Below are 23,635 nucleotides of genomic sequence, written 5' to 3' on the forward strand. Positions count from 1 at the left end.
AGATCTATAAAAGGAATTTTAGATAAATTTAATTTTTCATCCTCGCCTGTTTAAATCATTTATACCGACAATTTTTCTTTTTTTATTGTCTAGACGTAACGCCGATATTCTTAACCTCATAAAACCAATATTCTTTTTGATTATTCGGTTTTATGTACATCGATAAAATAAAGTATTGACGTTTTTACTCCTGTATAAGGTAAAAAAGTACCTTGCGGTAGAGAGATAACGAGTTGCAGCTTTGCTTTTGATAGTAAAAATTGACGAACAGCAGCGGTGTCTTTTCTGAATAAGAACCCTTCAGGTACTACCAATGCCATTCTACCACCCTCTTTTAAATTTTGCAGGCAATGCAAAACACAAGCAGCATCACCGTTATTTTTTGCAATGCCGTTATTAAAAAGAGAAGTTATATGATTTTCTGTTATAGTTTTGCCGTTTTTGCTAGTTTTTTTAGTGATAGTTTGAGAAAATGGCAATTAGTAACAATTACATCAAACTTTAACTGCTGATCAGTTAAGGGTTTAACATCATTAGGGTTCTCAAGACTATTTATTTGCTGAATTCCGCTATGTCCGTCACCATGCAAAATCATATTCATCTTAGCGATTCTAGCGGTTTTGGTTAACTCTCACCCATATAATGTATTAAATCTTAATTTTTCTAAATCTTCATCGGTATTAATTATATTATTTTCTTTGATATAATTAAAAGCTTCAGTTAAGAACCCACCGGTACCGAAAAAGGATCATAAATTGTTTCTTTAAATTTAGGATCAACCAAATTAATAATGGTTTTAACGATATTTCTCGGTGTAAAATATTCGCCTAAATCATTTTTCCGTTGATGTAGTTTTTTCTAAGAAATACTCGAATACGTCGCCTTTTATATCTGTATCTATCGTAGATAAAATAAGAGGATCAATTGCATCGATAATGTGGCGGAGAGTAATGTAATTGCCTAGAGAAATAGGCGTAAAAACATCACCACCGTATTTATTCTTAATTTGTTCTATAACATAGCTATTAATGTAACCGATAATATCATCGTTTGATTGTGCTTTGATATTATTCCACCAGGATTTTTCGTTGTTTTCACTTAATAATTTTAAGAATAATATATTTGCAAATTCGCTAAATCTTTCTATTTCTGCTCGGAGCCCTTCATTTCTTAAAAGATTATTCAAGTTTTTAAATATTGATATTAATTCTTCACGTGGTATTTTAATTTCTTTCGGTATAGTCCAAACTTCATTACTGCTTGCTTCTAAAAAAGCAGATAATAATTCTTTTTCATGTAGTAATTCCCTTACTTCATCACCGATTTAATATAAGCTCTTTATTATTAGCAACAAAACGAGCTTCGCAGTAAGCTCCATTCATTGCGAACACTATAGGTACATCAAGCAATTTTGCATATTCCGTTGCTTGATCTAAAGCTTGCCTTAAATCCACTCCTGCTTTTTTGCTTCTATTATTGCAATAGGTTTATCATTATTACTTTCATATAAGATATGATCAGGTCTTTTTCCGTTTAATCTTGTCTGTTCTGTTTTTGATTTTGGTTTTTGGAAATAAACATTCTTTTTAGTATCATTATCTATATGCCATCCCTTATTTACAAGGTTATTGCTGATAATCCATTCGGTTTGCTGTTCTGCTAACATAAGAATTGCTTAGATATTTTTTTGTAATTAATAATTATATCTTCTTACACTTATTATACAAGCTTATAAAAGTACAAAAAACAACTTTTATAGAGTTAGTTAATGACGGTCTCATGACTTTCTTCTTTTTATTAATAGGTTTAGAGATGAAATTTCACCTAGTAGAAGGTGAACATAAAAATAAAAAAACTAATATTACCTGCAGCGGCAGCCCTTGGAGGTGTGGTAATTCTAATATACATGTTTTTTAATTACGATAAACCGGGATTAATAAAAGGATGGGCTATTCCTATCGCAACTGATACTGCTTTTGTCCTTGGTATTTTATCTTTTTTCAGCCGACATATATCTTTAGAATTACGAGCTTTTATTATAGGTTTTTCATTAATTGACGATGCTTTTGCGTTAATTATGCTAGTTTATACTAAAACAATCAATACTCCGGAATTATTAATTTCCTCTATAATTATATTCATCTTGTTTATATTGAATTATCGACAAGTTAAACAATTATTTTATTATATAATTGTAGGTTTATTATTATGGATTAGTATGGTGGAGTCAGGTATTCACGATACCTTATGCAGAGCCATTATAGCACTTTTTATACCTGTTAATATAAAAGGAGAATTTTAACACTTCTTTTAAAAAACTTGAAAACTTAACTCGTCATTTTGTAAATTACTTTATTTTACCGCTTTTTGTATTTATGAATTCCGGTATCCTTTTAGAATATTTTGCATTTAAAGGCATTTGTTCCAACTCAATACTTGCTTTAATTTATGGGATAATATTTGGTTTATTTGTAGGTAAGCAATTAGGTATTATGCTATTTTCATATCCATTTGTAAAATTTAAACTCTGTAACTTACCAAGTGATACTTCATGGTTAAAATTTTATTCTATAGCTATACTTGGAGGGATTGGATTTACCCTAAGTTTATTTATAGGTAGTATTTTACGTTTGAGAGCAGCTGCCCTTCAAACTCTATGAGAGCTGCAGTAATAATAGACTCTTTAATTTCTGCATTATTGGCGTAGCCGTTCTAAAATATTGTACTGGAAAAGAGTAAAGAAGAAATTAAACGAGTATACTCATTAAATAACGATAATAGGATTTTAATAACACATCATATTTTTGTTTGGAAAAAACAGATATGGTACTATATAGATATTATTAGAAGAAGGAATCGCTTTTTCAAGCTTATTTAGCATAAAAGGCATATTATAATTATGCTCTACTAAAATTATTGAAGTAAGATTGTAAGTTACAATAAAATCAACCACTTTCTTAATATTATCTTCTTCAGACATTATTTTATTCGGAGCAAATATTACCTGCTGTTCTATAACATTACGTTCCTTTAACAAAATTTTTAATTGCTCTGTAGATTCTATACCAGTAATAAATAATATAGGTGCATAACCTGCCTTAAGCCAAGCAATACCGGTTTCAATTTTATGTCCTCCTCCTGCAAATACTATTATTGCATTAGTGGTATTACTATTAAGCTTATAAGAATTTATTAAATATAAATAATAACCAAAACCACCGACCCAAAGAGCAAAAATTGTGAGTAAAAATTTTCTGATCATTTAAATATTTTATTAAATTCAGTTTGAATAATTTTATCAAATTCAGACATTTCAACATGAATCCCTAACTGATTTAAAGATGTTACTAAAGAATTTTCAAGTCCCAAGGAATAATCCCACTAAACTTACTTAAATCTGTTGAAATATTTATAGCTACACCGTGATATGTAACCCATTTTCTTACTCTAACACCTATTGCAGCAATTTTAGCAAATTCATCTTTCCTTACTTTTACCCAAATTCCTACTTTATCTTTAATAATATATGCTTTAATTCCAAAATAATTTAAGCTATTTATAATCCATTCTTCAAGCATTTTTATATATAGCTTTAAATCTTTGTGTCGATTTGGTGAAGCTAAATTAAGAATTGGATAAATAACACGCTGACCCGGTCCATGAAAAGTAAATTTACCGCCACGTCCTGTGTAAATTACCGGAATATCACCGTAATTTAATAATTCTTCTTGTTTATAATTAGTACCGGCTGTATATACTTCCAAATGTTCAACTAAATAAATAATTTCCGGCTCATGATCACTAATTACTTTGTTAACGTAATCTTCCATTAATTTCAAAGTAACTTGATAATCCGCAAAATCCGGTATAGTTATAAATCTTATCATATTAATTCAGATTTATATTTCAATATTAATGCATCTAAAATTGCTATGGTTTCAGCATCCAAATCGCCAGAAAAATTACTAGGACGAAAATGCATTTGAAACGAAATTATAATATCTTTCATTTTAGAATCTAAAATTTCGGTAACTTCAAGTTTATAACCGTATGTAATAAATTTTTGCTGAATTGCTTGCAATATCGGTTATGTCGACTTGCGGCATAGATCGTTAAAACACCTGTTCTCATACCAAGCTCCAATATCGTTATCATATAATAGTTTCCAAGGAAATAGCGGGCCAGGGTCCTGTTTTCTACCTGGAGCAATATCAGAATGCCCAACTACTCTAGTAGGTTTAATATCATATCTAGCAATAATCTGTTTACACAAACTTATAACACTATTAATTTGCCTTTCCGAATAGGGTCCAAACTATATCATTGTTTTCTGCATTTACTTCAAAAGCAGGATTTACGAATTCAATACCGATTGATGTATCATTAATATGCTCATGACCTTGCCAGTAACTTTCTCCAGCATGCCCCATCACGCTCTTCTACTAATTGAAATATATGTTCAGGGTTTTCATTGTTTATTAAATAATGGCTACTTAACTTTTCACCGGTTAGAAAATCTAAAGACTGCTTAAAATCACACTGTGTATAATGTAGCACTAGGAATTTAATACGTTTATCAAATCCCACAGCTCTATAAGATGTTTTATCGATTACTATCATATATAAAAACTTTAAAGGATGTCACTATTGTATGTTTTTTTCTATATAATTCTTGTGAAAGCTTGCTTGCATGGATCGGTAAATCGTCATTGCGAGAAGAATTACACAGTAATTCGACGAAGCAATCTCAGGAAGTGTGTTATTATTTCATGAGATTGCCACGCAGCCTACGGCTGCTCGCAATGACGATTTGTATCTATATAAAGATAGTCCCAGTATGACAGAAAAATTTCGATGGTGCCGGATATCGGATTTGAACTGATGACCTACCGCTTACAAGGCGGTTGCTCTACCACTGAGCTAATCCGGCATATTAATATGATTATAGAGAAGAGATATGTGCTGTCATACCCGTGGCTTGACCACAATATCTAGAAAAATAACTTGTAATAGTCAAATTTACTAAATCCCGCAATCAAATAGCGGGAGATGACAGGGGCTGAATTGATCCACACAGTCAATGCCTGCTCGCAATGACGAAAATACACTATAAACTAAGCTTCTTTAGCTTCCTTTTTACTTAGTCTAGCTTTGCGGTTTTTTGCTTTCACTTCCATTTCCTTTTTAACTTTCTCAGGAAGAGTAACACCCGCTTGCTCAATAAATTTTGCGACTCGCTCAGTTGGTTTAGCACCGGTGCCAAGCCAATATTTTATACGATCTTTTTTTAAAACAACACGCTCACTATTATCTGAAGCAAGCATTGGATCATAAGTTCCGACTTTTTCTAAAAAGTCACCGTCACGAGGTGCTGTTGCGTTAGCTACTACTACACGGTAAAAAGGACGCTTTTTAGCACCGCCTCTAGCTAAACGAATTTTTACTGCCATATTATATTACTTACAATTATTTTATTTTTTCTTCTTTAAAAAGAACATGTTTTCTAACTACTTTATCATACTTACGAAAAGAAAGCTTCTCGGTTTGGGTCTTCGATTACGTTCTTTACCAAAAAATACCTGTGCCGGCAGTACTTACTAGCCTTACCAAAACATTTTTATTTTTCTTTGCCATTAGCTGACACCTTAAATCAAGATATTATTTTATTATTCTAAGAAAAGCAGAATAAAACGAAATTGAAAAATAGTCAAGTAAAAACTAGGCATTGCAAAATAAAGAGAGATAAGTCATTGCGAGCGACTAATAAGGAGCGTGGCAATCTAGTTTTAATTTCCCGAAATTGCCGCACTCCTTGCAGTAGTTCGCAATGACGCCAATTTTTCAAATTAAACGAGTTACCGTCCAAATAAGCGTTCGATATCCTTAAGCTTCAACTCAATATAAGTAGGTCTGCCGTGATTACATTGACCTGAAAGCGGCGTATTTTCCATTTGACGCAGTAAGGCATTCATTCATCTGCCGATAATTTTCGTCCTGTTCTAATAGAGTAATGACAGGCATAAGTTTCCGTTACATGCTCGATTAACTCTGTCAAAGCTATATTCTTGCCAAAATCCGATAAATGATCGGCGAGATCCTGAATTAACTTTTGTACGTTTACATCTCCAAGGATATTTGGAATTTCAGTTACTATAATAGATTTTTCGCCGAATTTTTCTAGAGTTAAACCAAGTTTATATAGTTTTTCTCTATGGTCATATAAACAATCTGCTTTTTTTTCATTTGGCAGTTCTACTATCTCAGGGATAAGCAAACGCTGTTTGATTAACTCTTCCGTTTTAAGGTAATCTTTTATTTTTTCATACCCTAAACGTTCGTGGTGCTGCATGTTGGTCGGTAATCACTATACTATCTTCGGTTTGTGAAATAATATAAGTCGTATGAAGTTGTGCTTTAGCTGCCCCAAGTTTATATTGTTTACGGGTTTGCTGTTCATGTTCTATACGATTTTCTACTTCTTGTTCTATTTTAGCATGTGATAATGTATCGATTAATTTTTGACAAACATGATTTTGAGGAACTGTATTAAGTGTAGAATGAGTAGTAGGTCTATAATCTGCCGATTTACTATTAACATTTATAACTTTACTTACTGGCGATTGTTTGTTAACTAAAGGATTTTTAAATAACTCAAGAGCATCTGAGGCGATAGTAGTAGAAGTAACATGGCTTTTATTTGTTAAAGCATTTTTAATTGCTTCTATTAATAAGTTTCGCACATAATTCGGGTCATGAAACCTAACCTCTGCTTTTGCCGGATGTACGTTAACGTCAACAAGTTGCGGATCGATTTGTAAGAATATAGCACATATCGGATAACGATCACGAGCTAAATAATCTTGATATGCTACCCTTAAAGCTACCTGTAATAATTTATCTTTTACTGGTCTATTATTAATAAATAAAAACTGATCTTCACTTGAAGCTCTATTATATGTCGGGCTACTAGTATAGCCGCAAATAGAGAAATCAGGTGTTTTGAAGTCTATATAAGCAGCGTTTTTTATAAAATCATCACCTATTACATCAATTATACGCTGTTTTAGGTTAGTTTCAGCATCTTTATTTTGTCCCTTTAGTTTTAATAAATTCTTGCAGTCATGTGTTAAACTAAAAGAAATTTTAGGATGTGCTAGAGCGATTTTCTTAACCACATCTACAGTTGCTGCAAGCTCTGTTTTATCGGCTCTAAGAAATTTTAAACGTGCAGGTGTTGCAAAAAATAAATCACGTATCTCTATTTTAGTACCTTCATTATGAACAGAAATAGTAACTTGTTTTTCATTGCCGCCAATTAACTTAATCTGAAATGCTTTGTCGGCATCTCGTTTTTTAGAAGTAATTAGCATTTTGCTAATAGCAGCAATAGACGGCAGTGCTTCACCCCTAAAACCAAAAGTATTAATATTTAGAAAATCGCTTTCATCAAACTTAGAAGTTGTATGACGTTCAACAGCAATTTCTAATTCCTTATCAGTCATACCGATACCGTCATCGGAAATAATGATTAGATTTTTACCGGCACGTTCTAAAATAATATCTATTTTAGTACTACTTGCATCAACAGCATTTTCAACTAATTCCTTTACTACCGATGCGGGCCTTTCTATAACCTCACCGGCAGCAATTCGGTTGATAGTACTTTCTGACAGAAATTTTATAGTCATTTTGTTACTAGTTTAAATTTCTTACTACAATATGGGCAGATAACTTCTTTTTTTTTTTTTTATCTATCTCTAAATAAACTTTCGGATGGTCATATGGAGGTTCTTTGCCCTGGCAAGATACAGATGCATTCAACGCTATTTAACAATTTCCATAGATTTATACATTATTTCTTTAAGTGTAATCTAATATAAGTTACTTTTAAATAAAAGACAAATATTACTTGATTAAATATGTCATCCCGTGACTTGATCAGCTTTGTTACATGGTTCTAATTTTCTTGTCATTGCGAGGAAATTACGTAAGTAATTGACGAAGCAATCTAGTGCCAAAGTTCTGAGATTGCCACGCAGCCTATGGCTCTGCTCGCAATGACGATTTAGCTGGCTGGTACAAGCCACGGTATGACAGTACATATTTTATAAGGAGATAAAAATGAAAGACAAAGTAGCAGTTATTACCGGTTCTACTAGCGGTATCGGGCTTGAGATAGCAAAACATTTTGCAAAAACGGTTTTGCAAAAGAAGATGAAGTAGCCACAATTTCAGCAGAATTGAAAGAACTTGGGGCAAAGGCTGTATTTTATCAAGGAATAAATTTGGAAAAACCTGATGAAATTCATTCTATGTTTGAGAGGATAATAAAAGAATTCGGTAAAATAGACATATTAGTAAATAATGCAGGTATTCAGCATGTTGCTCCTATCGATGAATTTCCTGAAGATAAATGGGAGCAAATTTTGCGTATAGATTAATAGCATCTTTCTATACTACAAAATACGCAATACAGATTATGAAAAAACGGCTTCAGGCGAATTGTTAATATCGCTTCCGCTCATGCATATGTCGCATCACCTTTCAAGTCGGCATATGTAGCAGTAAGTATGGTATCCTTGGACTTACCAAAACCGTTGCTTTAGAAGTGGCTGAGAATAATATTACAGTTAATGCTATCTGTCCCGGTTACGTCAACACACCATTAGTAAGGAATCAAATAGCAGATACTGCTAAAGCTAGACATATCAGTGAAGAATCAGCGTTAAATGTAATACTTAAATCTCAAGCTACGAAAAAATTTGTAGAAGCTGATGAAATAGCAAACTTAGTAATATTCTTATGTGACAAAAAAGCATCATCAATAACAGGTAGTGGACTCTTGATAGATGGCGGCTGGATGGCACAGTAGTTTTTAATTCTTAATATTTGTTATTTATCGAGAAATAACTAACAATAAAAACTTCTTGCAAAAATTTAATTTACTCCTTTACATTTGAAATAAACCACAATTTATTCAAGGAGGAATTTATGCCAGAAAAAAACATCTACATTTTCAAACTGAAGAAACTGACTTAAATAGAGTAAAATGCCAAACTAATTCATTTTAAAGATGAACTGGGCAGCCCCATAGATGGGCAATTAGTTATAGGAGAAGTTGAAGAAGTAAAAGAAAAAGAATTTTCTAGACCCGTAGAAGTTGAGGTAAAGTGTAATTTGGGTAAGTTTAAAAAAGCTCTAGCCTATCTTGGAATTATTAAAAAGTAGTAAGCAAAGAAGAGAAAATTATAGGCACCCATGAATTAGGCAATTTTACTAATGATAAGAATTCTATAGAGAACTTTTTAAACAACCTAGATTTCTATGAAGAAAAACTTTACACATATGATCTTAGTGGTACAAAAGTTGTAGAAGTAGGTGATTTTGGTAAAGATGGTAAATTCTTAGATTTAGAAGGTAAAGCTTTACAAAATCAAAATCAGTTTATACAAAAAGGTAGCGGAGTTTACCATTTAAGTATTGCTACAAACGTAAAATATTTTGATAAAGATTTGAAGTATTAAGACTTCAAAGGTGTTACGAATATTAACACAAAGCCCGTAAAAATGCTCTTAAAGGTAGCAGAGAAGCTGCAAAAATAGGAAAAAAACTACGAAAACAACAAGAAGAACAGAAATTTGCAGGAATTAAAAAGCCAAAGGGAGCTAAACTTACAAAAGTAGGAATTCCGGTACCACTAGAGGATAACTAGGTTATAAGTGCTTGACCATTATAACGTGTATATTATAATAATTATGACCAAATTAATATTGCCGACAATTAAATATTATAAAGTATAATTTATAGTACTATAAATTATACTTTATAAATTATGTAACTTGTCTATAATAACTAATTAGTAATTAAGTTATTTAAAGCTCGATGAATAATAGGTCTAAGTTCATTTTTTTATCTGCTATTTCAGGTAATGTACTCGAATATTATGACTTTACGGTATATTCAGTTTTTTCGCTGATTATTGGACAAGTTTTTTTTCCAGGCGAATCAGAATTCATTAGAATTCTTCTAAGCCTTGGAGTATTTGCGGTTGGCTTTCTGACAAGACCGATAGGAGGCATATTATTCGGTTATATCGGTGATAGATACGGTAGACGTATCGCTTTAATAATCTCGATGCTAGGTATGACTATTCCGACCTTTATTATGGGTCTCATACCCTCATATGCAAGTATTGGGATTTATGCCCCTATAACTCTAGTTATAATGCGGCTTATTCAAGGTTTATGTATTAGCGGTGAAGGAACGGGAGCGGCTATTTTTATCCTTGAACATAGTCAAAATTTAAGACCGGGTTTTACGGCAGGTTTAGTACATGGTTCAAATATCGCCGGTACCTTAATTGCAACATTTATCGGTATTATAATAGAACGTTATTTCTCTCATATAGATTTTGCTTGGCGTTTTGCTTTTCTGCTTGGCGGATTTATGGGTCTTGCAGGATTTTACTTGCGATTGCGCGTATCGGAAACACCGATTTTTAAAATGCTTGAGAAAAAGAAACAAGTTCTTAAAGCACCTTTTTCCAATGTAATTAGAACTGCTTGGAGATCGATGTTTTTAACTATGTGTATAGGTGCTATCGCTAGCAGCGTTATGTATTTAGTAAAAACATATATAAATGTTTTCTATTATAATGTAATGCATCTTAGTAATACTATTGCTTTATCATATTTAGCGTAATAGTTCGTTTATTGCGATGATAGCGATGCCGCTTGCGGCGGTACTGCCGATATTATCGGAAAATTTAAAATGGCAATACTTGTTGGTGTTGCTATCTTGATATTGATTTTACCGACCATGTTACTTATGTCGACAGAAGAGATGTGGCAACAAATTATAGCTCTTACAATGCTTGGTATGATCGCAGGAAGCATAGCAGGTACAGCTTATATACTCGTTATATCCTTGTTTACGGCAGAACAAAGATTTACCGGTGTTGCTTTCAGCTACAATTTTGCAATAGCGATATTCGGCGGAACTTCACCTATTATTTCTCGTTGGCTTGTAGAGCGCACAGGCTTATTTTATGCTCCGGCTTTTTATATTATGATCATTGCTGCCGTATTTTTAGTGATTATATATATGATGAGGAAAGTAATTAAATCGTTGCTTAATAATTATGAACATAGAAAATAAAGAAATAACAAGTAGTTGGTTTACTAATTTACGTGATTTATTGTGCAAAGAATTTGAAAAAATCGAAGAAGAATATGCACAAACCAAAGGTTTAAAACCGGCTAAGTTTGTACGCTCAAGCTGGCAACGTAACGGCGGCGGTGGCGGTGTCATGTCTCTCATGAAAGGAGCAGTATTTGAAAAAGTCGGGGTTAATATATCTACCGTATTTGGTAAAATTTCTCCCGAATTCCGCAACGAAATTCCAGGAGCAGAGCTAGACGGGAAATTCTTTGCAACAGGCATTTCATTAGTCGCACATCTTAAATCGCCGCTAATTCCCGCTATGCATTTTAATACTCGTTATATAGAAACTTCTAAAAGTTGGTTTGGCGGCGGTGGCGATTTAACACCTTTTTATCCGGAAAAAAACGAAACTGTAAAGTTTCATGCAGCTTTTAAAGAAGCATGCGATAAGTATGATTCTAGCTATTATCCTAAATTCAAAAAGCAATGTGATGAATATTTTTATTCTAAAGCATAGAAAAGAGCCGAGAGGAGTAGGCGGAATATTCTATGATTACTTAAATAACGGTAATTTTGAACAGGATTTTGCCTTTACACAGGACGTAGGTAAGGCTTTGTTGTCGGTATATCCTGAAATCGTTAGAAGTAAGTTATTTTTACCTTGGACAGCTGAGCAGAAAGAATACCAGCTTATAAGGCGAGGTAGATATGTAGAATTTAATTTGCTATATGACCGCGGTACTAAATTCGGCTTAATGACCGATGGAATGTCGAAGCAATATTAATGTCGTTGCCACCTGAAGTAAAGTTTAATTGACTTTTTTTAAATCATAACGGAATGCAAAATGCTATTTCGGTGTGTTGAAACTTCTGTCAAAAGTGAGAGTATTTCCACAAAACCAATGCAATCCTTGGTTTATAGTGAAATGCATTGAATTAGGTGATATTTATAAGAAATATTTTATTTTTTTAAGGATATAGCGAATGCCAACCCATTTACGATATGAGATATATTATTTAAGGCCGTTTTAGCGTTTTTAGCTATACTTCCTCCTATTTTACCTGCAACCTTATTTTCTTCCATTCCTGTTGCATTATTAGTTTCTACTACCTGACGAGAGTAGATAATTCAGCAAGAGCAGTAAAAATTAATTCTGCTTCATTCATGTAATCACGTAAATTTTGATTTGTTAAGCCCTTTATATTTTTGTGTTCTTTAAGTTATACCAGCCCATTCTTGATAAATAATATTAGTTAATATAGCAAATTCATTCTCTTTTGTTACTTCATGGTTTTTCCAAAATAATCAGTTAATTTATTTCGTGTTTCCTGCCCCATCATACGTTGTTGAATCCATTTCTCGCTACGACCGTGTCGTTTCCAATTATCCCTTGCTCTATCAATTGACTTTTCCGGATCAGAAATTTCTTGAATCCTCTCATAACCGACTTTAGCAAGCCATTGTTTAAATGGTTCTGCCTTTGGAGACGGAATAGATTGTATAATATGAAGTAATAACTCTGTATTTGCACAGTCTGTTATATATTTTTTTCCATCTGTAGCAGTTAATTTCAGTCCGTGACAGTTTGTCATAACCTCACTTTTTTCTTCGTTTAACCTTTGTTTTAGTTTTCTTCAATAAGCTCCAAGGTCACTACTATCAGTTAATGCTCCTACTACGTCGACTACTGAAAACCACCATTTGTTATTATGCAAAATTCTTCTAATGGTTTTATCTTTAAAGATTACTAACTTATTAAGTTTATCGCTATTATTCATAATGTTCCATATTATTTTTTATGAATTATAGATATTCTAAATAAATTTTACATTAGAACTAAAAAATCTTTTAGATAAATAAATTATTAGTTTAAAATAAGTTATAGATTGGCTTTTAAAGGAAGTTAGGTATAAACTTTAACTGAAATAGTAAAACACTATTTCGGGGTTTAGCAATCTCTACCAAAAGTCAGCTATAATAGGAATGTCCAGAGCTTAAAAGCAATGCTTTAGTTTAATTAATCGGGAGTAACTACATATCCAACCAAACTAACAAGAGCCTACCTGAACTCGTAGCAGAGTTTACTTCAAAAGAAAATATTGACGAAACACAATCTTAGAAGTTTGTTATTATTTCCTGCTCGCAATGACTATATATCTTTAACAATCCCTTTTCAAATAACAAAGAGTATACTAGTCAAATGGTTTCACTATAACCATAATAACTGCAACAATCATGCAAATAGCCGGAATCTCATTAACTATGCGATAAAATTTTTCTGAATGGACATTCTTACCATTTGCAAAATCTTTTCGCCATCTTGCAAGTAAACCGTGAAATATCACTAAAACTAATACTGCAAACATTTTAATGTGAAACCAAGTATCAAGAGCAACAAACCCGTAAATATGAGCATTTATTAAACCAAAAATAAATGTGCTAATCATTGCTGGATTCATAATGAATCTGAGTAATTTTAGTTCCATTACTTGTAAAGTACTATCTAGCTCACTACCTATTTTAGCTTTGATATGATAAACATATATTCTAGGTAAATAAAGAAGCCCTGCCATCCAACATATAGCAGATATCAGATGAACTGACTTAAACCATAGATAGTAACTTGCCATTCTTTTCCTTATTAACTTGTTAATTTACACAAACATTTAGTAAATTCGTTTGGACATATTCTTGTACTAGAGCTACTCATAACTAAATTAGTATCAACCTTATTAATAAATCGTAGCAATATATTTGTCAAACTATTAATAAAAATTTTATTTGTTCCAAGTGTCGGAATTCGGGTATATTGAATTTCATATTTATCTGCGATTAATTTATATTCAATATCAAGCTCTACTAGTGTTTCAACATGCTCGGATACAAAGGATATAGGTACGATAATTATGTCTTTTTTTAACTTTCCTGCTAGCTCTATTTCATCTTCCGTATTCGGTTTTAACCACTCTATAGGTCCTACTCTACTTTGATAAGTTATCTTATAATCTAGATCTTTTATATTTAATTCTTTAACTATTGCTTGTACTGTTTCTTTTATCTGAAAACTATAAGGATCGCCTGCTTTTATTATTTTTTCGGGTAACCCGTGAGCAGAAAATAATATACGAAAATTTTTATCGTATAGTTTTTCTTTAATTAATGAAACATGGGCTTTTATAAAATCTTTTTCTAGAGGATAACAGCAAATTGTTTTAATTGGAATATCAATATCAAGGTTTTGTAAAAAATTTTTAACCGATGATCCTGTCGTAGTACTTGAAAATTGAGAATATAGAGGCAATAATATTATTTCGCTTGGATTATATTTTTTTATTTGACCTATTACTTCTTTAGCAAACGGTGCTGAATACCTCATATTTATAAAAATAACGAAATCTTCTTTTATAAGTTGCTTTAGCTTTTCGGTTAGTGCTAATTTCTGCTCCTCTGTTTCCTGAAGTAAAGAAGATTTACCACCGATTAAAGAATAAATTTTTTGAGATTTTTTCTCTCTAGTAATAGAAATTATTTTAGCGATAATATAACGTAAAGGATTTGGTAGATTAATTATAGCTTTGTCATAGAATAGATTAAATAGAAAAGGCTTCACTGATTTAAGGTTTTTTGGACCGCCTAAATTAAAAAGTACTATTGCTATTCTTTTCTTCATATAACCTAACATATTCTGTCAAAAATTCTACATTTTCCGTAGGTGTTTCAGGCAAAATACCATGTCCTAAATTAAAGATAAAATTCTTTCCTTTCATTACCTGAAGAATTTTATAAGTTTTTTCTTTAATAATTTCTTTATTAGTTAATAATACAACCGGATCTAAATTACCTTGTACTATTACTTTATCACTCCACTCTTTCATTTTTTTAAGAGGGACCATTTGATCTACGGCTAAAACATCTATCGGTACTTCTTTTATAAATTTTTCGTACAATAATCCTGCTCCTTTAGGAAAAGCAATTATAGGAGTTTTTGGAAAAACTTCTTTTACTTTTAGTATAATCTTTTTTGTCGGCTCTATTACAAATTCAGTAAATTCCTCTTCTGCAAGAACTCCTGACCATGAATCAAAAAGCTTTAAAACATCTGCTCCAGATTTTGCTTGATTTATAAGATGATCAGCTGTTTTTTCCGTAATAAAATTTAATAATTCTTCAGCAATATTTTATTTTCATATATGAATTTTTTGCTCGTTTTAAAATCCTGTTTTCCTTTTCCTTCTAGCATGTAACTCATCACTGTCCAAGGACTACCTGCAAATCCTATTAAAGAAATGGGGGATGGTAATTCTTTTTTTACTTTTTTTATTATTTCATAAACCTTTTCTAATTTATAATTCGGATTGATTTGCAGATATTTAAAATCTTCTTGTGATTTGAATTGCTTTAATATAGGCCCTATATTTTCTTTAAAATCCACTTCCCATCCAAGAGCATGAGGTAAAACTAATATATCGGAAAAAATAATAGCTGCATCAAATCCATAACGTTTTATCGGTTGTAAGGTTACTTCTGTTGCTTTGCTAACATCATAACAAAAATCTAGAAAATTTTTTGTTGTTTTTCTTACTTTTTTATATTCCGGCAAATATCTACCTGCTTGACGCATAAACCAAATAGGTACTTTATTATTATTTCCTTTTAACGGATTTATAATTTGCTTCATGCTATTACTAAAAATATTAAAATAATAAATATATTTATTATTTGTTGTTTATGTAAATAGAATTATGTAGATTAAATTTTTTTAAACAGAGTTATCAACAAAATTTTAATGAAAATTTTCTTAAAAATATAGGTATTTTTATTATTAATTCACATAAAGTTTGTAATGAATTTATACAAGTGGATAATTAAGTGTAAAATTCATTTATACTTAGAAAAGACTATTTTTTCAAAATGATATTTATTCACAATTTTATCCACAAACTATTTATTTAAAAGAAAATACACTAGATTTACTTGATTTAATAAGGATTTGAGGAAATTTTTAATAGGTTTTAATAGGAAAAATAATAAGTTATTAAAAAATTTATCCACAATTACATGTGTAAAGTATGACAAAGCTAATTATTCACTTAGTTTCAGACTCTTCCGTGCAAACTGCAAAATATACAGCAAATTCTGCCCTTGCACAATTTACTTCCGTAAAACCAAAATTATATCATTGGCCAATGATTAGAAATTTGGAATTGCTAAATGAAGTATTAAGTAAAATAGAATATAAACATGGGATAGTATTATACACGATTGCCGATCAAGAACTCCGAAAAACTTTAACGAAATTTTGCTATGAATTAAAAATTCCATGTATTTCTGTAATAGGTAAAATTATTAAAGAAATGTCTGTTTTTTCAGGTATTGAAATAGAAAAAGAACAGAATTACAATTATAAATTTGATAAAACTTATTTTGATACACTTAATGCCATAGATTATGCTATAAGACATGATGACGGACAAATGCTTAATGAATTATCAGAGGCTGATATAATATTAATAGGTCCTTCTAGAACTTCTAAGACACCGACTTCCGTATTTCTAGCGTATAACGGTTTAAAAGCTGCCAATATTCCTTATGTTTATAATTGCCCCTTTCCTGATTTTATAGAAAAAGATATAGATCAATTGGTAGTAGGACTCGTTATTAATCCAAATAGGTTAATTGAGATAAGAGAAGCTAGATTAAATCTATTACAAATTAACGAAAATAAAAGCTATACGGATTTTAATATAGTACAAAAAGAGTGCCTAGAAGTCAGAAAAATTTGTGATCAAAGAAATTGGCCGGTAATTGATGTGTCGACTAGATCAATAGAGGAAACAGCAGCTTTAATAATGCGAATATATTATAATAGAAAAAATAAATATAATAAATAAAAAGATTTTCATTATTTACAAGTAGAAGTCTGTACTTTATAATTTTATTTATAAATATAGATGTTGTCCATATGAATCCGAAAGCAACACTATGTCATTCCTAGCTAAAAAGCGACTTTGTTGCATAGATGAAAATCCTACTCGATGTCATCCCCCTACACGCGGGAATGACATAAAAGCCATATGGACAATGCTACAAAAACATAGAGGAATTTATGGCAAATAACGTAATGGATAGCTCTTTTAAAAAGGAAGTATTAGAATCGGATTTACCTGTACTGGTTGATTTTTGGGCAGAATGGTGCGGACCGTGTAAAATGTTAACACCGATAATAGATGAAATCAGTAAAGAATTACAAGGCAAAGTAAAAGTACTTAAAATGAATATTGATGAAAATCCTAACACTCCTTCAGAATACGGTATTCGTAGTATTCCAACGATAATGTTATTTAAAAATGGTGAACAAAAAGATACTAAAATAGGTTTGCAACAAAAAAATTCTCTTTTAGATTGGATTAATAAATCTATTTAATATTTATTTTATGTCACTTAGCTATCCAAAAGTATTTATAGAGATAACTAATGGTTATGTTGAAGGTATTGATACTCATAAAAGAGCTCAAGGTTTAAAGCATTTCTTCTTGAAAAAAGGAGTCTCTCTTTCTCCAAATATACCTATATTAAACAATATTAATTTTTCTTGTTATGAGGGAGAAAAAATAGCTTTTATAGGGAGTAACGGTTCGGGAAAAAGTTCGTTTCTAAAGTTAATCGCCGGAATATATCCGTTAAAATCCGGTACAGTCAAAGTTCATGGAGATATTGCGGCAATTATAGATATGGGAGTTGGTTTTGAGTCTGAGCAAACTGGTCGTGAAAATATAAAAATGTTAATGCTATATAATAATATGCTGGATAAATATAGCAAAAAAATTGAAAAAGAAATTATAGATTTTTCAGAACTTGGTAGTAAAATTGATTTACCGATAAAAATTTATAGCTCCGGTATGTTATCACGTCTTGCTTTTTCTGTATCGATATTTCAAAATCCGCAGATTCTATTACTTGATGAAGTTTTTGCGGCAGGCGATAGCTATTTTATAGAAAAATCTCTTAGTTTAATGAAGAATAAATTTAAAAATACTCCTATTTCAATAATAGTAAGCCATCAAGAAGAAATTATAAAAGATAATTGCAATAGATGTATTTTATTAAAAGACGGCAATATTATAGGTGATGGTACACCATCGGAAATGTTTAAAATCTATAATCAACAACAAGGAAATTCATAAATGATAAAGTATTTTTTTTCTAAAAAATACTGGCGAGCAATAGCATTACTAGTTAAAGCTTCTATAATTAGGCAAAATAAAGATTCTTTTTTAGGTTCTTTATGGAGTTAATTCAGCTTTTATTCACATAATGGTAATTTATTTTTTCGGTTTTTTATTAAGACAGCCGAGAGAATTTATGGTAATGAACTTAGTCGGCGGTATTCCTTTGTGGAGTTTTATAGTAAGCAGCTTAACGATTTGTTCAAGTTCTTTAGTTACACGTGATCAAATAATAAAAAAAGTTAGAATTTCTAAGACTTTTTTTCCTGTTGCGGATAGTTTAGGGCAATTATATACTTTAATTTGCTCATTTTCGGCAATGTATTTTGCTTTTATTTTATTATTTCCAGAAAAATTTTCTTGGCAAATAATATTTATGCCGATATTAATTTTGCCCTTAATAATATGTGTGATTAGCGGTTCTATCGCAGTAGCATTTTTAACGCCGTATATTCGAGATATTCCGCAAATGTTGAGTGTTATTCTTGGAGTTATTTATTGGAGTATACCGATAGTTTATCCATATTCGCTAATTCCGGAGTCTAAAAAGATATATTTTGAATTTAATCCGTTCTTTTTAGTTATAAGACCCGTACAAGCGTTGGTGATTGACGGAACATTACCGGATATGATGCTGATAGTTAAGTCTATTATAGTTGCATTTATTACTGTTTGTATCAGTTATTTAATTTATAGACAATTTTCTAAAAGAGTTATTTATTATTTATGAAACTTGGTTTTAATCTAGATTTTAATGAATTAGATTTAACCGGACTTAAAAAATTAGATCAAATATTTTTAGATTATCTCTTTAAAGCTGATAGATCTTTGCATAAAGATTTAATGTTATTTAGATCGGCTCCTCTCTCCATTATTCCAAAAGATTATTCAGAATTTTTGCTAAAAATTTCCCCTCATTTAGACGATTTTTTAGCAGAGTTATTTTGTATTTCAAAGGAAATAACGATATCAAGGTTAAAACATAAAGATTTTGATATTATTTATGAATGTAAAAGAAAATTTGTTCAACGTGTTGCCGTAAAAAAATATCCACCGGAAAAAATAAAAGATATTGATTTTAAGATGTGTATTTAAAACTAACTGATTTAATAGGTGCGAATTTTACTTCTAGAGAATTTGCCAAACAAATAATTATATGGCAACAGGCAGAAGAAAGTTTTGCAGAAGAATTAGACATAGCAGCTAGGTATGCTGCGTATAGGGTTTATTTGTGTGAGGGTATCAAGCCACAGGATAACATCCTATTCAACCTCCCACAAAAACTAGATAAAGAAAATCTAATAGACGATAAAAAAATATTAAAATATCAAAAAAATGAGAGAGTAGATTTTGACTATACAGATTCTTTTTTAAATCTAGATGAAGCTTTAAACCATTCTCATTATTGTATTTATTGCCATAAGCAAGATAAGGATAGCTGTTCTAAGGGATTACTGCAACCTCAGAATCGTCATTGCGAGGAGCGAAGCGACGTGGCAATCTCAGGAGATTTGACGAGTTGCCACGCTCCTTGCAGTCGCTCGCAATGCGAATTAAAACAAGGCTGCCCGTTTAAAACAAAAAATTTCTGAAATGAACTATGTTAAGGCACAAGGTTTTAACCTAAGTGCTCTGCTATTATCGTTATTGATAATCCGATGGTTGCAGCAACAGGTCATAGAATTTGTAATGATTCAAAAAGCTTGTATTTACCAAAAGCAAGATCCGGTAAATATCCCATTAATAGAATCAAATATTTTAGAAGAAACACTTAAATTACCTTACGGCTTAGAGATATATTTACTGCTTACTCGTTGGAATCCGCTTAATATTTATGCACCGCTTCCGAAAGAACCTACTAATTATAATATTTTAGTTACCGGTCTTGGTCCTGCAGGTTTTAGTCTTAGCTATTATTTATTACGGTCAGGTCATAATGTTGTGGCTATTGACGGTTTAAGAATTACTCTACTGCCTTTTGACGTTCATAAGCCTATAAAATTTTGGCATGAATATAAAAATTTGTTATCGGAAAGAATGCCAAGAGGATTTGGAGGGGTAGCGGAATATGGGATTACCGTTCGGTGGGATAAAAACAATCTCGATATATTGCGGCTAATATTAGAGAGAAATAATAATTTCAAATATTATGACGGAGTAGCTTTAGATTTTAATATAACGAAAGAACAAGCTTTCGATTTGGGTTTTGACTATATAGCTTTTTGCATTGGAGCAGGTCAGCCGAAAGTTTTGGATATAGAAAATTTTGAAGCTAAGGGCGTAAAAACGGCTTCTGATTTCTTAATGACTTTGCAAAACGGAGGGGCATTTTTGAAAAATTCTAGTACTAATATGGTAATTAGGATGCCGATTGCGGTAATAGGCGGCGGTCTTACTTCCTTAGACGCAGCAACGGAAAGTTTATATTACTATAAAAAACAAGTAGAGGAATTTGCCGAAGATTATATAGAAAAAGATTTAACGGAGGAAGATAAAGAAATAGCTGAAGAATTTATTGCTCATGCAAAATTGTTTAAAGAAGCTAAGAATAATGAAGAATTAAGAAAGGTTTTTAATAAGCTTGGGGGTGCTACTGTTTACTATCGTGGAAGATTGCAAGATTCGCCGGCATATAAATTAAATCACGAGGAGTTAATATATACATTAGCACTCGGTGTTGATTTTAAGGAAAATATGCAACCTTTAAGGATTAATGTTGATAAATACGGTCATGTGGAATCTGTGGAGTTTGAGAATCGAAACCGTCATTGCGAGCAGTCAAAGACTGCGTGGCAATCTCAGGAGTTTGGCTTAACAAGATTGCCGCGTCAATGCTACGCATTTCCTCGCAATGACATCAAAACCAAAACCGTGATTATGGCAATCGGTATAGAAAATAACACTCAATTCAATGAGGATAAATATAGCTATTTCGGTGATTGTAATCCTAAATATTCGGGTAGTGTAGTGAAGGCTCTTGCTAGTACCAAAGAAGGGTACGACGCTATTAACAAAAAGCTTATAAATAAAATCCTAGCTTTAAAGGTAGTTATAAAGATTTTTGTACGCAGCTTGATTATTTGCTGACGTCTAGGGTTAATAAAATAAATATTTTAGATGATAAAACTTTTGAGTTGATAATTCATTCGCCGCTTGCTGCTAAAAATTTTAAGTTCGGACAGTTTTTTCGCTTACAAAATCATTCTGAAGATGCTGCTAAGTTAATAGAGCCTGTAGCCTTAAGCCCTATCGATATTGATGTAGAAAAAGGCTTAATTAACTTTATAGTTTTTGAAGTCGGTAAATCTACTAGCTTATGTAAAACATTATCCGAAAATGAGAAAGTAGTTTTAATGGGACCGACAGGTTCGCCGCTAGAAATACCTCAAAATAAAAAAATAGTTATTGTTGATTTCGAAGTCGGTAATATAGGCTTATTAAAAGTTCTAAAAGAAAATAATAATGAAGTTATATTTGTTACCTATCCTGATATAAAAATCCGTAAATTAGTTTCAGTGGATATAGTAATAATTAATGCTTCTCCTGAAATAATAGAAGAATTGCAAAGTCTAAAAAATGAAATATTCAGTGAAAATACAAAAATAATAGTTAGCGTTAATTCATCGATGCAATGTATGATGAAAGGAATTTGCGGACAATGTATTCAAAAAGTTAAAGGAGAGCAGAAATATATTTTTGCATGTAGCCAGCAAAATCAAAATGCAGAAATAGTTGATTTTAAGAGCTTGAAAACTCGTTTACGCCAAAACTCTTTGCAAGAAAAAATGAGAAAATTAGTGGCTAATTCATCCATAATTTAATATGATAGCTTCAATTAACTCTTCTAGTTGTTCAGGTGATAATTCACCAATTTTTTTGAATTTTATCACTTCTTATAGCACTAATTTCATCAACCATAATATGAGATTCTAAATTAAAACCATTTAGCTCTGTAGGAGTTAATAACAGGTGAAAAGTTGTGGGGCATCTATTAAATCCGTTGTGAAGGCAAACTGTTATACTGGGATGATTTTTATATAAATTAGATTGAACAACAACAGCGGGGCGAGGTTTACCATAATCTCCAGATATTACACCAAGCAACAATATATCTTTTTTTAATTTCTATTATTTCCATTCATCTAACCAACTTTCTTCATTGTGTTTTAACCATAAGTTGGCATCAGGATTGTTTTCTTTACTAGCTAATAAGGATTGACGTTTAGCTTCTTTGGCTAGGTCTGAATTTTCTAGTTGTTTAAGATATATACTTATTGCTTTACTAATTATCCAGCTTTTTTCACGGTGTAAATCATAAGTTGCTTTTTCAAGTTTTTTATTTAAATTTATTTCTAAGCGTATACTAGTCGTAATACTTTTTGTCATTTTTATCCTCCTTATAATATTTAATTGTAACACAAAGTGTTACAATCGCTAGTTAAATAAATTTACTTCTCAAAACGACAAAATGCTCTACTACTATCTTGATTAAGAAAATCGATAATTTGTATTACTATAGAATTATTGTTATATTTCTCAGCAACTTGTTTTATACGCTCAGCAAAATTACCTTCACCTGAGAAGATTTCTTCGATAGCTTTTAAAGCACTTAAAGACTTTACTTTATCAAACCCTTTTCTATTCATACCGATTAGATTTAAGCCCTCAAGCACCGCACGTTTGCTACTTACAAGCCCAAACGGTATTACATCTGCTCCGACCGGCGATAGCCCGCCGATCATCGAATATTCACCTATTCTAGCATATTGATGTACTGCAGACAGTCCGCCGATTATTGCATAATCACCTACCCCAATATGACCTGCTAGGTTTACATAATTAGCAAATACTACATTATTGCCGATTTTACAATCATGACCTATATGGACGCCGACCATAAATAAATTATTATTTCCTACTCTTGTCATCATTCCGCCTCCTTGGCTTCCTGCTTGTACCGTAACATATTCTCTAATAGTATTATTAGAGCCAATTATCGTGCTTGATCGCTCATTAGCATATTTTAAGATTTGTGGAGGTTGACCTATTGATGCAAAAGGATAGATTACGGTATTTTCGCCGATTTCGGTAATCCCTTCAATTACTACATGGGATTTTAGCTCGACATTGTCATGAAGCACAACTTCAGGACCTATAATACAATACGGTCCGATTTTTACGTTTTTACCAAGCTTTGCACCTTCTGCAATTACAGCTGTAGTATGGATATTAGAATTTGACACTA

19 protein-coding genes, 1 tRNA gene and 14 pseudogenes are annotated in these 23,635 nt (G+C 31.5%); 12 read left to right on the forward strand and 22 right to left on the reverse strand.

The window, feature by feature from the left end:
- Window positions 1-140 precede the first annotated feature (140 nt).
- From ACSFFC_RS02285 to ACSFFC_RS02305, 5 genes and pseudogenes are all read right to left on the reverse strand, one after another.
- Window positions 141-601 (reverse strand): annotated as a pseudogene (locus ACSFFC_RS02285) (HsdM family class I SAM-dependent methyltransferase).
- A 119-nt stretch (window positions 602-720) separates the two neighbouring features.
- On the reverse strand, window positions 721-804 hold the full coding sequence (locus tag ACSFFC_RS02290; protein ID WP_080582477.1) for a hypothetical protein: 84 nt from the start codon (window positions 802-804) through the stop codon (window positions 721-723).
- 28 nt (window positions 805-832) lie between these two features.
- The gene (locus tag ACSFFC_RS02295; protein WP_004997087.1) at window positions 833-1,186 is read right to left on the reverse strand and encodes a type I restriction-modification system subunit M; all 354 of its coding nucleotides are present in this window, start codon (window positions 1,184-1,186) and stop codon (window positions 833-835) included.
- 130 nt (window positions 1,187-1,316) lie between these two features.
- Window positions 1,317-1,454 carry a hypothetical protein gene (locus tag ACSFFC_RS02300; protein ID WP_016728405.1) on the reverse strand — a complete coding sequence of 46 codons (138 nt, stop codon included), beginning with the start codon at window positions 1,452-1,454 and terminating at the stop codon, window positions 1,317-1,319.
- A complete protein-coding gene (locus ACSFFC_RS02305; RefSeq protein ID WP_014273881.1) occupies window positions 1,445-1,666 on the reverse strand; it encodes a hypothetical protein in 222 nt (73 codons plus the stop codon). Before ACSFFC_RS02305 ends, ACSFFC_RS02300 begins: the two co-directional genes overlap by 10 nt.
- A gap of 113 nt (window positions 1,667-1,779) precedes the next feature.
- Here ACSFFC_RS02305 and ACSFFC_RS02310 point away from each other — a divergent pair.
- Together ACSFFC_RS02310 and ACSFFC_RS02315 are read left to right on the forward strand one after the other, a co-directional pair.
- Window positions 1,780-2,302, forward strand: a pseudogene (locus ACSFFC_RS02310) (Na+/H+ antiporter NhaA).
- A 52-nt stretch (window positions 2,303-2,354) separates the two neighbouring features.
- Window positions 2,355-2,660 carry a Na+/H+ antiporter NhaA gene (locus ACSFFC_RS02315; protein WP_269208374.1) on the forward strand — a complete coding sequence of 102 codons (306 nt, stop codon included), beginning with the start codon at window positions 2,355-2,357 and terminating at the stop codon, window positions 2,658-2,660.
- A gap of 87 nt (window positions 2,661-2,747) precedes the next feature.
- On the opposite strand, the pseudogene ACSFFC_RS02320 reads toward ACSFFC_RS02315, so the two are convergent.
- From ACSFFC_RS02320 to ACSFFC_RS02355, 8 genes and pseudogenes are all read right to left on the reverse strand, one after another.
- Window positions 2,748-3,262, reverse strand: a pseudogene (locus ACSFFC_RS02320) (YdcF family protein).
- Window positions 3,259-3,887 (reverse strand): annotated as a pseudogene (gene lipB / locus ACSFFC_RS02325) (lipoyl(octanoyl) transferase LipB). Before lipB ends, ACSFFC_RS02320 begins: the two co-directional pseudogenes overlap by 4 nt.
- Window positions 3,884-4,620: pseudogene (locus ACSFFC_RS02330) on the reverse strand (N-acetylmuramoyl-L-alanine amidase). Before ACSFFC_RS02330 ends, lipB begins: the two co-directional pseudogenes overlap by 4 nt.
- 235 nt (window positions 4,621-4,855) lie before the next feature.
- Window positions 4,856-4,930: transfer RNA gene (locus ACSFFC_RS02335), tRNA-Thr, on the reverse strand.
- Between the two features lie 184 nt (window positions 4,931-5,114).
- The gene (rpsP, locus tag ACSFFC_RS02340) at window positions 5,115-5,450 is read right to left on the reverse strand and encodes a 30S ribosomal protein S16 (protein WP_014411167.1); all 336 of its coding nucleotides are present in this window, start codon (window positions 5,448-5,450) and stop codon (window positions 5,115-5,117) included.
- Between the two features lie 16 nt (window positions 5,451-5,466).
- Window positions 5,467-5,634: pseudogene (gene rpmG / locus ACSFFC_RS02345) on the reverse strand (50S ribosomal protein L33).
- A 221-nt stretch (window positions 5,635-5,855) separates the two neighbouring features.
- Window positions 5,856-7,688, reverse strand: a pseudogene (mutL, locus tag ACSFFC_RS02350) (DNA mismatch repair endonuclease MutL).
- Window positions 7,685-7,853: pseudogene (locus ACSFFC_RS02355) on the reverse strand (zinc-finger domain-containing protein). The pseudogenes mutL and ACSFFC_RS02355 overlap by 4 nt, the downstream one beginning before the upstream one ends.
- A gap of 387 nt (window positions 7,854-8,240) precedes the next feature.
- On the opposite strand from ACSFFC_RS02355, the gene ACSFFC_RS02360 reads away from it, so the two are divergent.
- The 4 genes and pseudogenes from ACSFFC_RS02360 to hemF all read left to right on the forward strand — a co-directional run bounded on the left by ACSFFC_RS02360 (window position 8,241) and on the right by hemF (window position 11,980).
- Window positions 8,241-8,441, forward strand: coding sequence for an SDR family NAD(P)-dependent oxidoreductase (locus tag ACSFFC_RS02360; protein ID WP_014411170.1), 201 nt, complete (start codon window positions 8,241-8,243; stop codon window positions 8,439-8,441).
- A 167-nt stretch (window positions 8,442-8,608) separates the two neighbouring features.
- On the forward strand, window positions 8,609-8,872 hold the full coding sequence (locus tag ACSFFC_RS02365) for an SDR family oxidoreductase (protein ID WP_014411171.1): 264 nt from the start codon (window positions 8,609-8,611) through the stop codon (window positions 8,870-8,872).
- Window positions 8,873-9,882: 1,010 nt separating this feature from the next.
- A pseudogene (locus ACSFFC_RS02370) lies at window positions 9,883-11,157 on the forward strand (MFS transporter).
- A pseudogene (gene hemF / locus ACSFFC_RS02375) lies at window positions 11,141-11,980 on the forward strand (oxygen-dependent coproporphyrinogen oxidase). The pseudogenes ACSFFC_RS02370 and hemF overlap by 17 nt, the downstream one beginning before the upstream one ends.
- Before the next feature lie 144 nt (window positions 11,981-12,124).
- Here hemF and ACSFFC_RS02380 read toward each other — a convergent pair.
- The 6 genes and pseudogenes from ACSFFC_RS02380 to hemE form a co-directional block, all read right to left on the reverse strand.
- Window positions 12,125-12,247, reverse strand: a complete 123-nt coding sequence (locus ACSFFC_RS02380) for a hypothetical protein (protein ID WP_269208354.1) — start codon at window positions 12,245-12,247, stop codon at window positions 12,125-12,127.
- A 197-nt stretch (window positions 12,248-12,444) separates the two neighbouring features.
- The gene (locus tag ACSFFC_RS02385; protein ID WP_041472252.1) at window positions 12,445-12,756 is read right to left on the reverse strand and encodes a BRO-N domain-containing protein; all 312 of its coding nucleotides are present in this window, start codon (window positions 12,754-12,756) and stop codon (window positions 12,445-12,447) included.
- Window positions 12,757-12,798: 42 nt separating this feature from the next.
- Window positions 12,799-12,942, reverse strand: coding sequence for a BRO-N domain-containing protein (locus tag ACSFFC_RS02390; RefSeq protein WP_041472253.1), 144 nt, complete (start codon window positions 12,940-12,942; stop codon window positions 12,799-12,801).
- 414 nt (window positions 12,943-13,356) lie between these two features.
- Window positions 13,357-13,794: a protoporphyrinogen oxidase HemJ gene (hemJ, locus tag ACSFFC_RS02395; protein ID WP_004997032.1), complete on the reverse strand. Its 438-nt coding sequence runs from the start codon at window positions 13,792-13,794 to the stop codon at window positions 13,357-13,359.
- Between the two features lie 11 nt (window positions 13,795-13,805).
- Complete coding sequence (gene hemH, locus ACSFFC_RS02400) at window positions 13,806-14,846, reverse strand: ferrochelatase (protein ID WP_014410246.1); 1,041 nt, start codon at window positions 14,844-14,846, stop codon at window positions 13,806-13,808.
- A pseudogene (gene hemE, locus ACSFFC_RS02405) lies at window positions 14,803-15,842 on the reverse strand (uroporphyrinogen decarboxylase). The gene hemH and the pseudogene hemE overlap by 44 nt, the downstream one beginning before the upstream one ends.
- Window positions 15,843-16,233: 391 nt before the next feature.
- On the opposite strand from hemE, the gene ACSFFC_RS02410 reads away from it, so the two are divergent.
- From ACSFFC_RS02410 to ACSFFC_RS02435, 6 genes and pseudogenes are all read left to right on the forward strand, one after another.
- Window positions 16,234-17,055 carry a pyruvate, water dikinase regulatory protein gene (locus ACSFFC_RS02410; protein WP_010976691.1) on the forward strand — a complete coding sequence of 274 codons (822 nt, stop codon included), beginning with the start codon at window positions 16,234-16,236 and terminating at the stop codon, window positions 17,053-17,055.
- A gap of 215 nt (window positions 17,056-17,270) precedes the next feature.
- Entirely contained in the window at window positions 17,271-17,588 is a 318-nt protein-coding gene (gene trxA / locus ACSFFC_RS02415; protein ID WP_004997015.1) for a thioredoxin, read from the forward strand.
- Window positions 17,589-17,598: 10 nt separating this feature from the next.
- Complete coding sequence (locus ACSFFC_RS02420) at window positions 17,599-18,348, forward strand: ABC transporter ATP-binding protein (RefSeq protein ID WP_014410248.1); 750 nt, start codon at window positions 17,599-17,601, stop codon at window positions 18,346-18,348.
- Window positions 18,349-19,120, forward strand: a pseudogene (locus tag ACSFFC_RS02425) (ABC transporter permease).
- Window positions 19,117-21,141, forward strand: a pseudogene (locus tag ACSFFC_RS02430) (FAD-dependent oxidoreductase); the annotation flags it as partial. The pseudogenes ACSFFC_RS02425 and ACSFFC_RS02430, both read left to right, overlap by 4 nt.
- A 102-nt stretch (window positions 21,142-21,243) precedes the next feature.
- A pseudogene (locus ACSFFC_RS02435) lies at window positions 21,244-22,211 on the forward strand (2-polyprenylphenol hydroxylase); the annotation flags it as partial.
- Window positions 22,212-22,254: 43 nt separating this feature from the next.
- Here ACSFFC_RS02435 and ACSFFC_RS02440 read toward each other — a convergent pair.
- The 3 genes from ACSFFC_RS02440 to lpxA all read right to left on the reverse strand — a co-directional run bounded on the left by ACSFFC_RS02440 (window position 22,255) and on the right by lpxA (window position 23,633).
- Window positions 22,255-22,494, reverse strand: coding sequence for a type II toxin-antitoxin system PemK/MazF family toxin (locus ACSFFC_RS02440; protein WP_014410250.1), 240 nt, complete (start codon window positions 22,492-22,494; stop codon window positions 22,255-22,257).
- Between the two features lie 24 nt (window positions 22,495-22,518).
- Complete coding sequence (locus ACSFFC_RS02445; protein ID WP_014410251.1) at window positions 22,519-22,776, reverse strand: CopG family ribbon-helix-helix protein; 258 nt, start codon at window positions 22,774-22,776, stop codon at window positions 22,519-22,521.
- 62 nt (window positions 22,777-22,838) lie between these two features.
- The gene (gene lpxA, locus ACSFFC_RS02450; protein ID WP_014410252.1) at window positions 22,839-23,633 is read right to left on the reverse strand and encodes an acyl-ACP--UDP-N-acetylglucosamine O-acyltransferase; all 795 of its coding nucleotides are present in this window, start codon (window positions 23,631-23,633) and stop codon (window positions 22,839-22,841) included.
- Window positions 23,634-23,635 lie beyond the last annotated feature (2 nt).

Source organism: Rickettsia parkeri (assembly GCF_051427245.1).
In the GTDB taxonomy this organism is placed as follows: Bacteria; Pseudomonadota; Alphaproteobacteria; order Rickettsiales; family Rickettsiaceae; genus Rickettsia; species Rickettsia rickettsii.